The sequence below is a fragment of the Pseudomonas quercus genome (genome assembly GCF_012033695.1).
GTDB classification, from domain to species: domain Bacteria; phylum Pseudomonadota; class Gammaproteobacteria; order Pseudomonadales; family Pseudomonadaceae; genus Aquipseudomonas; species Aquipseudomonas quercus.
Window position 1 is genome coordinate 1 of sequence record NZ_JAAVJI010000026.1, and the last position, 11050, is coordinate 11050.

Annotated in this window: 12 protein-coding genes and 2 pseudogenes; all 14 read right to left on the reverse strand. The window is 54.3% G+C overall.

Going from position 1 to position 11050, the window contains the following annotated elements; translation table 11 throughout:
* A pseudogene (locus tag HBH25_RS22435) lies at positions 1 to 498 on the reverse strand (hypothetical protein); the annotation flags it as partial.
* Positions 495 to 617, reverse strand: coding sequence for a hypothetical protein (locus HBH25_RS23540; RefSeq protein WP_267874457.1), 123 nt, complete (start codon positions 615 to 617; stop codon positions 495 to 497). The gene HBH25_RS23540 and the pseudogene HBH25_RS22435, both read right to left, overlap by 4 nt.
* A 431-nt stretch (positions 618 to 1048) precedes the next feature.
* The gene (locus HBH25_RS22440; RefSeq protein ID WP_168086160.1) at positions 1049 to 1411 is read right to left on the reverse strand and encodes a hypothetical protein; all 363 of its coding nucleotides are present in this window, start codon (positions 1409 to 1411) and stop codon (positions 1049 to 1051) included.
* A complete protein-coding gene (locus tag HBH25_RS22445; protein WP_168086161.1) occupies positions 1402 to 2052 on the reverse strand; it encodes an AAA family ATPase in 651 nt (216 codons plus the stop codon). Before HBH25_RS22445 ends, HBH25_RS22440 begins: the two co-directional genes overlap by 10 nt.
* A gap of 147 nt (positions 2053 to 2199) precedes the next feature.
* Positions 2200 to 2481, reverse strand: a complete 282-nt coding sequence (locus HBH25_RS22450) for a HigA family addiction module antitoxin (protein WP_168086162.1) — start codon at positions 2479 to 2481, stop codon at positions 2200 to 2202.
* Positions 2482 to 2655: 174 nt separating this feature from the next.
* Positions 2656 to 3057, reverse strand: coding sequence for a type II toxin-antitoxin system MqsA family antitoxin (locus HBH25_RS22455; RefSeq protein WP_168086163.1), 402 nt, complete (start codon positions 3055 to 3057; stop codon positions 2656 to 2658).
* Positions 3058 to 3059: 2 nt separating this feature from the next.
* Positions 3060 to 3356 carry a type II toxin-antitoxin system MqsR family toxin gene (locus tag HBH25_RS22460; protein WP_168086164.1) on the reverse strand — a complete coding sequence of 99 codons (297 nt, stop codon included), beginning with the start codon at positions 3354 to 3356 and terminating at the stop codon, positions 3060 to 3062.
* 293 nt (positions 3357 to 3649) lie between these two features.
* Positions 3650 to 4060: a GntR family transcriptional regulator gene (locus HBH25_RS22465; RefSeq protein WP_168086165.1), complete on the reverse strand. Its 411-nt coding sequence runs from the start codon at positions 4058 to 4060 to the stop codon at positions 3650 to 3652.
* 30 nt (positions 4061 to 4090) lie between these two features.
* Positions 4091 to 4252 carry a hypothetical protein gene (locus tag HBH25_RS22470; RefSeq protein ID WP_168086166.1) on the reverse strand — a complete coding sequence of 54 codons (162 nt, stop codon included), beginning with the start codon at positions 4250 to 4252 and terminating at the stop codon, positions 4091 to 4093.
* Between the two features lie 38 nt (positions 4253 to 4290).
* Positions 4291 to 6609 (reverse strand): F-type conjugative transfer protein TrbC, encoded by a 2319-nt coding sequence (gene trbC, locus HBH25_RS22475; protein WP_168086167.1) that lies wholly within the window; start codon positions 6607 to 6609, stop codon positions 4291 to 4293.
* Positions 6596 to 7699, reverse strand: a complete 1104-nt coding sequence (locus HBH25_RS22480; protein ID WP_168086168.1) for a DsbC family protein — start codon at positions 7697 to 7699, stop codon at positions 6596 to 6598. The genes trbC and HBH25_RS22480 overlap by 14 nt, the downstream gene beginning before the upstream one ends.
* Positions 7700 to 7954: 255 nt before the next feature.
* Positions 7955 to 8758 (reverse strand): hypothetical protein, encoded by an 804-nt coding sequence (locus HBH25_RS22485; RefSeq protein ID WP_168086169.1) that lies wholly within the window; start codon positions 8756 to 8758, stop codon positions 7955 to 7957.
* A 62-nt stretch (positions 8759 to 8820) separates the two neighbouring features.
* Positions 8821 to 9390, reverse strand: coding sequence for a hypothetical protein (locus HBH25_RS22490; RefSeq protein WP_168086170.1), 570 nt, complete (start codon positions 9388 to 9390; stop codon positions 8821 to 8823).
* Between the two features lie 500 nt (positions 9391 to 9890).
* Positions 9891 to 10814, reverse strand: a pseudogene (locus HBH25_RS22495) (IS30 family transposase); the annotation flags it as partial.
* Positions 10815 to 11050 lie beyond the last annotated feature (236 nt).

Here is an 11050-nt window from a genome sequence, read left to right on the forward strand (position 1 = left end):
GCGGGTACGCACCAGGTGCAAACCGTTGTCGTCCTTTTCGTCCAGGCGAATGCGCTCGACGCGGCGGTACACGTAACCTGCATCGTCCAGGGTCTTCAGCAAACGGCAGAGTGCCGGGGGTGAGATACCTGCATCCTCGGCAATGCCGCATTGGGTATTGAGAACATAGCGGCCATTGGCGGGGTCGATGTAGCCCAGCACGCTGGTGGCCAGGTCCAGGCGCACCAGGAGCTGTTCGGCTACGCGCTCGATGGCCAAGAATTTCTCACGGCGGGTACGGCGGTCGCCGTGAACGCCATCCAGGCGGCGCAGGTAGCGACCACGGTAGGCGTCCATGTTGCTCAGGCGCTCATAGGCGCTACGGATCAGGGGGTTTTTAAGTTGCTGTTCGGAGAGGTGACGGGGGGTGTCACGGCGGGCAGGGAGTTGCCGGGCCGATCTGCGCAAAGCGGAGTGGGGATCAGAGGGGGCGAGCTTGACGACCTTCAGGCGGCTCATGCTTCACCGCCTGCGGCACGGTGGCCACGTACTGGGGTGAATGCTGTCAGGTTCGGGTGTTTCTTGTTGTACAGGCTGTGGCCAGGGGATGGCACAGCCGCAGTGGAATTCTTTTCCATGGGTCCGCCGTTTAGCGGTGAGCCATTGACTATCACATTTTGCAGCTTGCACAAAGCCACTGTGATCGCCATAATTGGCTCACGTTATGTGTGCTGGACAGGTAACCCGCCTATCAAAACGGCCTGTTCAGGATTTTCCAAAAAGCCCCGGCGCCAACCGGGGCTTTTTGGTTTCTGCAATTTGGTTATCTCATCAAAACTCTCTACCTTTTGGGTCACATCGCCTTCTGCAGGCACCATGCGACGCTCCGCGCACAGCAAGCGGAGCGCGAAGTGCGGGAACACTATCACCGAAGAATTTTATTCGCAATCTGAAATACGCCAGCCTCGGATTTGGATTTTTAGTGGACCACCCCTTTCAAGGTCCCATCAAACCTACAAATCAAGGTTAAAACTTACGTAAGTTACGTAACTTACATAACTTACGTAAGTTAATCGTATTCTTCGTCCGGATCCCGGCTGACGAGGGGTTCAGCCTTGGAAGTAGCTTCAAGCAAGGCAATGATTTCAGCCTTGCCCAGCTTTCGCATGGCAATAATTGCCGCACGTACAACGTCCGAACGCGTGACTTTAAATTCGCTTGGCATTAACGTCATTTTATCGATTTTGATATTGATGTCTTTGGACAGAGAGAACGTTGTCCTGACGAAGGTAGGCGCCTTCTTTCGCTTAAGCTTGATCTTGGGCTTGGCACTCAGAGGGGCGCCTGCAATAAACGCCTCAGCGGCTTCTTCGGTAGCCCGGGCCGATACCTCGACCTGGTCAGGCTTACGTACCAAATCTTTCAAGCCCATGATCTGCTTCCCCAAAGCTCGTTAGCCAATGTTTCTATTTCTTCTTTGGCACGCGGGTCATTGGTGCTTTCCAATACGGAACACCCATCCTCGTCCGCATCGTCATACACATTCCGTGCAGTCGTGATCGCATCCAATGGCACAATGCCGTACGACCTGCAGGCGTCCTTAGCATCCAAAATCCGCTGTACTTGGCTGGGTAGCGCTGGGCACTGCGTAATTACAGCGCGAATCGTCAGTGCAGGATTCACAGCTGTGGCCAACCGCGCCAGGTTATCAACCTTGGGCAAGGTCTTTAGATCGCGTCGCTTGGGACGGAAAGGGATGAGCATGTGGGTTGCCACGGTCATGGCAGACCGTAGCGCCTCGGAGTCTGCTCCCCCGGCATCAATGACGATCTGTCGGTACCGCCTACGGAGGTCTGCAAGTGTCTGGCGTATATTGCCGTGAGCCTGTACCACCGGTATGGACGGCAAGTCACCTTGCTCAGATCGCTCCGCCGCCCAGTCGGCCGTTGTACCTTGGGGGTCGGCGTCCAGGAGGAGAACGTCTCCACCATGGGCCTGCAACCACACGGCGAGATTTTGGGCCAGACAGCTTTTGCCACTGCCTCCCTTCTCTCCACCTAGCAACAAAATCATGGCACATCTCAGCTGCAAAAAATAAGTTACGTAACTTACATAACTTTTAGGCTATGCGCCATGCACGTTGCTTCAACGTATAGGCTACATTTTCTGCACCCCAAGAACCTTGCGACAAAGGCATACGCCAGGAAGCGCCTCAGATTGCTACCCGCCTAGGCTAGTGATTGGTGGAACGCTTTTGTGCTGCGCACCCCACAGATCATAGGCCGACTGACGAGCGAGCCACATATGGGCCTTGCCTACACCTGCCAATTCCAGACGCCACGCCAGGTCTGCCTTAATGGCAGAACGGCCATTAAGAAACGTGGATAGACGCCTTCTGGAATACCCAATGTGCTTGGCCAGGTCCGTAGTAGATAGCTTGAGTTCCGGCAATACATCTTCGCGCAGCGCTTCGCCAGGATGAGGAGGGTTGTGCATTGCCATCTTTCGCTCCCCTTCATTGCTAATTGAGGTAATTAACCAGCTCCACGCCCGTATCGGTGAAGCGGAGGACCGTTAGTCAGTCACCTACTTTTACCTGCCAGTGAGAAAACGGCTGCTGGGCTCGGGTACAGGTTACGAAGATGCCCAACATTTTGAACGGCCGCACAGTCGTACCTAGGCGGTCCTGACCTCGCTTAGTAGCTCAGGATGACGATCAAGTACCTTGAGCAGCTTCACCAACGCCAAGGGTGGCTTAGTCTTGCCATTTTCATAACGCGAGAATGCATTGACGCCGCCGCCGAAAATTTCGGCCGCTTCGCGCTGGTCGAGTGCAAGCTTCTTACGCACAGTGGCGATAAAGCCAGGATCAACAATGGCCGCATTTACTTGCTTTGAGAACGCACGCATTTCGTGCATGACGCGCTCCGATTCCGCCATGTCCAAGATGGATTCCGCGCAAGCCGAGCAGAAGTCGCCTGTGACCGCAGCAATAACCGTAGTTTCACCCTTGTAGGTGTAGGGCAAGTCGCGGGTATCTCGTATCAATTCCGACGCGCCGCAAACAGGACATTTCATGTTCATAGCTCCTTGAAGGACACGATCAGCACGGAATTGATGACCGTCAGTTTGAGATATACATCACCCACCCGCGTGCTTGGACGGTACACGTCTTGCCAGATCGTATGATCTGCATGTGTAGTCATACTCTTGTAGAAATCCGCTGGAGTGAGCGCCATTACCACGGCCAGCATGTCGGAAGGCTCCAGCCCCAACTCAGTAGCGCCTACTCGGGCAGCATGTGTCGTCCGGACCTTACCGGCGTCTATCAAGGCCTTAACGGTGGACAGCTTGCAATGAGGGGTTCGCTTTTCCATAAGCAAATATTAACCTAATAGGTTATATATGGCAAGTAGGTTAATTTCCCTCATCCTTGCCTGAGCCAGCCAAGATAATTTTGGCCGCCGCTTCCTCTTATGTGGCTACAAACCACAATAGTCCGGCTTTTACTACCGTAGGTATCCGCTCAAGGAAGTATTGGAGTTGACGCATCCAATGTACCTATGAACGCTCTACCGACGCCTAATCGCTTGTGTGGTTTCTGTCGTGCTGGTCAGCACAGCGGCTAACAGCTTGAGAGATATGAGTTTTCACTCATACGCTCATACGCTCATACGCTCATTAAGCGAATGATCTTTTCCCCGAACCCCTTCTGATCCTCAAGGGTTTGCAAGCGGGCATATTGCTCGCCTACTGCCCTTAGCAGGCCTGGCAAATCCCCTGCCCAATCGGCCTCCCGACCCGCAGTGACCACGTAGGATCTGTACCTTCCTGCTGCAATGTAACCCTGCATCTCTAGCCCTCTCAGGGCCTCACGTACAGGCATTCGGCTAAGCCCAAAGGCCGCTGCCACGGCCTGTTGTGTCAGGCGATCATCGGGCTGCAGTTTGCCCTCAATGATCGCGGTCCGTAGCGTGGTTTCAATGATCTTGTGTTGATTGCCTTGGGTACGGCAGGCCTGGTCGGCCAGCACCTTGAGGGTGTCTGCAGATACCTTACGGCCGGACGGGGTTGTTTCCATGGGAAACTCCAGAATAGGGGATATAGGGGCTTAGTAGCCGAGCCAAAGCAATACGTCTTTCGCTTTATATTCAGATTGATCGCCCAGCTCGCAGTGCATTTCTTCCACGCTGCAGCCGTGCGAACGACACTCACGTTCAGCTGCCTGCCGAGTTACCACAGTGTCTTCGTCCATTGCCTCGTCGTGGGTCATGGATACGTCCTCTTGGGCATCGATTTTTAAACAGGCGGCTACTGAAACTCGTCGTCGAAATACGAAGGCGGGTTCAAATCACTTCCTTGTAAAAACACATCATCGAACCGAGGCCGCTGTGGCTCGGTGGCATTCAGCATCACAGGTGGTGCCTGGGTGACTGGTGCTTTAGTCCTGATCTGCGTCTTGGGCTCAATAGCAAAGTCAGCATGCTGGGCTTTATAGTCATTCAAGCGCTGGCTGCTGACCGCCAGTGCCTGCGCCGTGGACGACTGCACCTGGTAGCCCCTACCACGCTTAGGCATGTGGCGAAGTGCGGTGTGCCATAACAAGGTGCTTCTCACCGCTGCACCAGGACGCCGACGCCAGATAAGCGCCCACTCATCGCTCAGCCCGTTCAGGGCTGCCAGTGCCGGATCTATCAGCACCAGGTTCTCAAGGTCGGATCGGCCAGGCTTCATGGCCAGGTGGTGGAGGATCTGCTGAACGCGATCTGCACGCGGGTAGCTGCGGCGGATCTTCGCAGGTGCGCTGGCCAGCAACGTCTCAAGCGATGGCGGCGCTACCTCCACAAAGCGGTTGATCTGGATCGCCTCCTTGGACAGCTTGTCCGCGTCGGCAATGTACAAGGAGCTACCGCGAATCACCTCGCCCTTGAACAGGGTAATGTGTTCGCCCTCCTGCAGCTGTTGCACCTCTTCGACGCTGACCTTCTTCTGCTCTTTCAGGCTCAGGGTATTGGCGTCTGTCCAGCTGCCCCCCAACATGCCTGCCTCGCGGACCATGCTGTTCATTTCTGGCAGGTACTCAGTGCCGGCCATCAGCTGCAGAATTTCAAGTGTGTCCTTGGGGTCCATGATCTTCCCGGTGATCCGGGTACCCATGTTCGCAATCAGCGTCCATACCTTGTCACCTGCAGCTGACTTAAGGCGCTGAGCCTCCTGGCTAGCCAGCAGCAAGCAAATACCCAAGGACCGTACCTGCGTGGCCAACTCACCCAGCTTCTCGGTGTAGTAAGCCCCTACCTCGTCGCAAATCCACATGAACGGGTAGCGGTCTTTGTACTTGCGAATGACCAAAGTTTCTTCCGGCCTGCCCTCCAGCTTTTCGCCCAGGTCCTGGCTCAACGTCATGGCGGCCTGCGACACGTACAAGCGGCCCAGCGTCGAAGCCTCAGACGATGAAACCTCCAAGGCTGGAATCAGGACCGCCAGAATGCGGTCGTTATGTATGCAGTCCTTGAGGTCGATATCGCCGGCGTCGAGGGCAAACACATGCCCATAAGTGTCGTTGAACAGGGCCAACATGCGGGTGAATTGCTGGATCAGGTAACCGTGTTGATTAAGCGCTTCGGGTGCCCACTCAGACGGCGAATCGACCTTGGCTAGGTCAAAGCCTGACAGCGTGCCAAGGTAGTTCTTAAGCGGTAGACGCGCTTCCTCATCCCATTGCTGCTCTATCGAGTCCATGTAGAGTTTGGCGATGCTGCGCAACGGCAAGTGCTCCTGGATCGTGCGCTGGGACATTACGGTGCCTTCGCGCCGGCACTTGTACACCAGGGAAAACACCAGGGCCTGGATCATGGCCCGTGCCTTTTCCTGCCAGCCCCCATCATTGCCGGCAGGCGGCAACATGGAGTCCATCAGGTTGATGATGTACGTTTCCTGAGCGATGCCAAACGCATTGATCGTGTTGGTCTGCCCTCTGTTCTTGCTGCCCTCAAGCAGTTCCTGTGCCCTGGAGCGGCCTCCCGTGATGAAGCTCATGACGCGAACGTCATCCTCGCGGCCGTAGCGCCTGGCCAGCGATATGATCGCGGCTGCTACGTCGTTTTGGGCCTTGCCGTCCGAATAGATCAGCCCCTTTCCGTAGCTCAGCTGGCCCAGCACGTAGCCCAGCAAGGCTTCCGTCTTACCGGCACCAGTCGTACCAAACATCAGGATATGACGCGTCATATCGTCCATGGAGAGCCACAGCTCACGGCCTGCATCGCGGCCACGCGAATACCCCATGTACAGGATGCCAGCCGCCTTGCTCATGACTGTGCGCATGACAATGATCGGCAGAAAGCCGAGCAGCTTGCCGGGCACCTGGCGTTTGGTCGAAGGGTCTGGAAGCTCCATGTCCGTTGGCATGCGCATGGGCATCTGCCAGGGCGCAAACAGCATTGAGGGCGCCCATATCGACAGTACGGGCAAGGTGACCCACAAGCTCACCGGGTAGACAAAGCCTCCTATCACCGACCCGGCCAGGCCCAGGGCAAGGGTGCCAGGTCCACTAAACCAATCCGCTAACGCCGAGTGATGAGCGCGGCGATTGAGCCGTGCGCGATCAACAGCAAAGTCATTTGGCCGCATCAGGTGCTCCCTGCCCATCCACGGGCTTTTTCTTGTCCAGGAAGGATTGCAGCCGGCTCGCGTCCTTTAGCAGTGCTTGGGGCACGTAACGGCCATCGTCTGCGATCACCCACGGCGTACCTGGAATGCGATACGTCTGGTAGGCCACCTCGTTAACGCCTAAGGCGTTCTGTGCATCCGCGCAGTTGGCAGGCTGGCCACCGTTCGCTGCAGCCACATCCTTCGACGCCGCTCCTGGTTGTCCTGCTTGGGGCTCTTTGCCCAGGTCCAGCCCATCGCGGCCCGGATCGAACAGCGCATTCCAAGCAGGCTTACGCTGCTCTGGCGGCAAGCACAGCACAGGGGTGATATCAGCCACTGACTGTTCCTTTCCGATCACTGAGACGGGGAAAACCACCACATTGAAGGCGTCAGAAAGAGCATTCAGCGCAGGATCGAGCCGTGTGCAGTTGGGGCAATGCGGATCTGCAAACACGTACAACGTGCGGGCATGGCCGGTGGAGTAGTTGACGGTAAACAGGTTGCGTTCAGCGGCTTTGTGCAGCTTGCCTGGAAGCGTTTCACGGATGTTCTGCGGTAACTCCCAACCGTCCGCAGCCTGAGGGGCCGGGGCCTGCTGTGCTGGCTGTAGTTGCTGCTCTGCAAAGGCAGGGGAAACCTGGGAAGGCTCCATAGCGACGTGTGGGGGCATGATGGGGGCTTGCGCAACCGGAGGTAGCGCGCTTGAGGCGCTTGATGTCAGGTAAGGCACTAGCGAGCCTTCTAGAGCGCAACACACGGCGAGTGTCAGCGCAGCTACACCCAGGCAACCGGCTTTCAGCCAGCGGGTCTGCCGGCTGTTGCGCAGCTGCGCAGTCGATAGCTGATTCAGAAGATCATTGGTCTCTACGGCGTTGCTCGTATGAAGCACGAAAGGCTGGCCAGCGATGCCTTGGCAGGTCACCTGGCCATTTAGAAGGTAGAACGACAGGTGCTGACGAAGATCGAGGCTGCAGAAGTGCTGGTGGCCATGCCCCAGTACGCGGGTCACCACCAGGTGGTGGCCTTTGACGGATGCTGAAAACGGGGCAAGCGAATACGCCGAGGTCATGTGAATTCCTCTGATCGAAAAATGGGGGGGATAGCATGTATGCCAATGGCAGACGAAGATGCGAAGCTAAAGGTGCGGGAGACAAACTAGACTAGACGCGGGCCGTCTTATATCGAAGTTGAAATATCATCATAAAAAAGGAGGCGCAGAAATCCGGAATAACTGCAATATCAGATACTCCTAAATAGATTTAAGCAAAAATTAGTGCTTCCAATGCCAGAGGGCGGAAGCACTAAAAATCTCCGCAGTATTTTATTAAGGAAGTTCAGTTGGGTCATAATGAATAAGAGCTTGATCATATGGTTGCGCAAAGAAATTACGAGGCACCATAATCTGAGGTCTAAACAAACCATTTACTAAACTATTGACATCCTCCCTGTGAAGCATATTCTTTGCGACCTCTTGCGGAACGTGTTCACGCAGCGTGCTCAGAATGCTCAAGCCTACGCCTTCTAGCATATGCGTTCCATGAAAAGCTGACTCATCAGCACTAAAAAATCGATTATCAAGTTTATCTGTTATTTCTTTTTCTCGGTGAGAAGGGTTATCATCAGGATCTTTTCGATAATGGCTAATAATAGACTCAAACCTTTCTTCGGCAGAGGGAGGTGAAGCTAGCAGGGGATCAACCAATGTCAATACGCCTGTTTTGGCGAATGCTGGATGGTTTAGGTCAAATCGCATCAATCTGTCACCAAATCGACTCTGCCCTTTTTGCGGCTGATCTCCACATTCTAATGAAAAGTAAACCTGATCATCTCCTCCAACTTCGGAAATATCTATATCGGTAGAATGCATTTCTTTAAATTCAACGCCAAGCTCCTCAAGTTTCGCCCTAGAAAATAACGAAACACTTCCGTCAGGCCTATCTATTGGGACGTCCTGTGTGGTTGCGTGTGTCGCAAAAAACGGCTGAGCTAGAAGTTTCGACATGAATTCGGTTTCATGCGGCTCCGATGGAAACAACTCGGCCTTTATCATAGTTATATTTTTGAGCGACATATCCTTAAAATTACTAATTTTTTCATCCTGCCCCCATACTGGACCAGTAGCTAACATTTTAGCTTGACTGCGTCGCGCTGGAACATCCCGAAATTTATCAGTGAATTTATTTAAAGGATTCAATGAGGCAGTAAAGGAAGCCTGATGACTCCCGATGATAGCCCCTGCAGCACCTCGAGATTGCGCTCCCGATCAAACTCTAAAGTTATTAGTTGGCTCCTATTGTCTATATTTGCTGTATATGAAACTGCTCTGTAACCGTGATGATTACTATCACTGACTAGATTCTTAGAGTCAGCCATTAATGCCTTAATCAGATTGGAATATTGATCATTAGCAATTCTTTTCCTCAGAGGCCCCACATGAAAATTTTGTCCCGCCAAGTTAACCTTTAATGGCAACTTAGCATCTTGAATTATCGCCGCACTTGGAACATGTGCACCGCCCATTGATGAGATATGGCTACCGTAAAATTGTGCACTTGAACTTTGCGCATTTATTTCGGCACGATTTACACCTTCTCTATCATGAACGATAATTTTCGTAATATTTTGGCCATCGTGTTCATACGTCGCATGATGCGCGTTGGGCATGGCTGAAGAAAACTCAAAAGCCCCACCATTTTGGTGGTGCGTACCACGAACCACGGGCTCTTGACCGATCAAAGCCCTTGCAGCTTTATCAAGCATTAAACCTTGCTCAGCTGTAAGGTTTGTTTTGCAAGCGTTCACCCATGAAGGTGAGATACCAATTGAATGATTCCCGCTACGGATTAGGGTTGGGACTGCATCAGAACCCTGTCGATTTTGGGACGCTGATGCGGCATGCGGGGCCGAACTGACATTTAGGTTTGAATTGCTTATCGAAGGAATCATATGGCCATAGGTCAAGAAGGAATTTTGGTCTGAGTGGGCAACACGTTCAGTTGGTTCCATCACATACATGTATAGAGAATTCATCCCTACTTATGCACAATTGAGTACGCTGGGATCATGTGAACTCCTTTGATAGACAAATGGGGACGGAACGGGTGAAAGCGCTGGTGAAGGATCGCGCTACAAACAGAGGCCTTAGGCCGACGCCGGCGCCTCGTCTTCCTGAACGGGCTTTGCGAGCTAGAGAGCGAGGAAAAGCTCATTGACTATCGCGAGCAGAATGGGCGGTTTCAGAGGCTGAGTGCAACACCCCGCTATTGAGTTAAGGATGGGCTCTCATGATGATTGGCCATCATCTGCGTCATCATTTCGATAGGGCACTGGTAATCAAAGCGTTGGCGCGGCCGAATATTGAGTTCGTACGCGATTGCGTCCAACTGCTCCTGGCTTACACCCGACAAGTCCGCACCCTTGGGCAGATACTGGCGGATCAAGCCATTGATGTTTTCGTTGCTACCGCGCTGCCAGGGGCTGTGCGGGTCGCAGAAGTAAACAGCTACGCCGGTGCGTTGGGTGATCTCGGCATGGCGTGCCATCTCGCGGCCCTGGTCGTACGTAAGCGTTTTACGCACCGCCAGCGGCATGCGATTCAACGCCGCACTGAAGCCTTCCACCGCAGAGGTGGCAGTGGCGTCATGCATCCTCACCAACATCAGGTAGCCCGTGCTGCGCTCCACCAATGTCCCAACTGCCGAAGCGTTGGCTTTGCCTTTGATCAGGTCACCCTCCCAGTGGCCGGGCGTCAAGCGGTCTTCGGCCTCCGGCGGGCGCACATGGATGCTGACCAGGTCCGGGATCTGCCCACGGCGATCTACTCCACCAGAGCGGGGGCGGCGGGTGTTCCTGCCCTGCCGCAGGCAGATGATCAGCTCCTTGCGAAGCTCGCCTACTGGCAGCGCGTAGATGGCGTTGTAGATGGTTTCACGGCAGACGTAAACGTCTTCAAATTTTGGGAATTCCATACGTCGAAGTTTGCCGGCAATTTGCTGAGGAGAAAAGCGCTGTCGCAACAGGTAGACAACCAGCTCGAACGATTCAGTATCCGGATCGAGCTTACGGGCCGGCCGGCAGACCGTACGGCGCCGGCGCATCTTTTGATGGGCTTGGTTGGCCGAGTACGACGCTGTAGCACCAACATTACGGCGAAGCTCCCGGCTGACGGTCGAGGGACTGCGATTGCTTCCGTAACCAGTTGCCAAAGGGGCGTTTAACGCATCTATGCTGGCGGGTTTGATACCAACCCGAGAACTTGGCAGCCTACGGCTGCAAATTGGTCCGTGCCCGCTTCAGATCTGAGTTACCTGGGCTAAACATCGCTGTGCCCCCGCGCTTGACACCGGAACTCTCCAGACGCTTTTAGCCACCCACTGGCATTCGGGCTGTCTCTCTCGGCCTATCATCTGTAGGCATAGGT

What these genes read in the sequence shown, in the direction of transcription:
- HBH25_RS23540 (WP_267874457.1), bottom strand. Translation starts at nt 617, where the DNA reads ATGGAAAAGAATTCCACTGCGGCTGTGCCATCCCCTGGCCACAGCCTG.
- HBH25_RS22490 (WP_168086170.1), bottom strand. Translation starts at nt 9,390, where the DNA reads ATGCTTGATAAAGCTGCAAGGGCTTTGATCGGTCAAGAGCCCGTGGTT.
- HBH25_RS22465 (WP_168086165.1), bottom strand. Translation starts at nt 4,060, where the DNA reads ATGGAAACAACCCCGTCCGGCCGTAAGGTATCTGCAGACACCCTCAAG.
- HBH25_RS22460 (WP_168086164.1), bottom strand. Translation starts at nt 3,356, where the DNA reads ATGGAAAAGCGAACCCCTCATTGCAAGCTGTCCACCGTTAAGGCCTTG.
- trbC (WP_168086167.1), bottom strand. Translation starts at nt 6,609, where the DNA reads ATGCGGCCAAATGACTTTGCTGTTGATCGCGCACGGCTCAATCGCCGC.
- HBH25_RS22450 (WP_168086162.1), bottom strand. Translation starts at nt 2,481, where the DNA reads ATGGCAATGCACAACCCTCCTCATCCTGGCGAAGCGCTGCGCGAAGAT.
- HBH25_RS22480 (WP_168086168.1), bottom strand. Translation starts at nt 7,699, where the DNA reads ATGACCTCGGCGTATTCGCTTGCCCCGTTTTCAGCATCCGTCAAAGGC.
- HBH25_RS22440 (WP_168086160.1), bottom strand. Translation starts at nt 1,411, where the DNA reads ATGGGCTTGAAAGATTTGGTACGTAAGCCTGACCAGGTCGAGGTATCG.
- HBH25_RS22455 (WP_168086163.1), bottom strand. Translation starts at nt 3,057, where the DNA reads ATGAAATGTCCTGTTTGCGGCGCGTCGGAATTGATACGAGATACCCGC.
- HBH25_RS22470 (WP_168086166.1), bottom strand. Translation starts at nt 4,252, where the DNA reads ATGACCCACGACGAGGCAATGGACGAAGACACTGTGGTAACTCGGCAG.
- HBH25_RS22445 (WP_168086161.1), bottom strand. Translation starts at nt 2,052, where the DNA reads ATGATTTTGTTGCTAGGTGGAGAGAAGGGAGGCAGTGGCAAAAGCTGT.
- HBH25_RS22485 (WP_168086169.1), bottom strand. Translation starts at nt 8,758, where the DNA reads ATGTTAGCTACTGGTCCAGTATGGGGGCAGGATGAAAAAATTAGTAAT.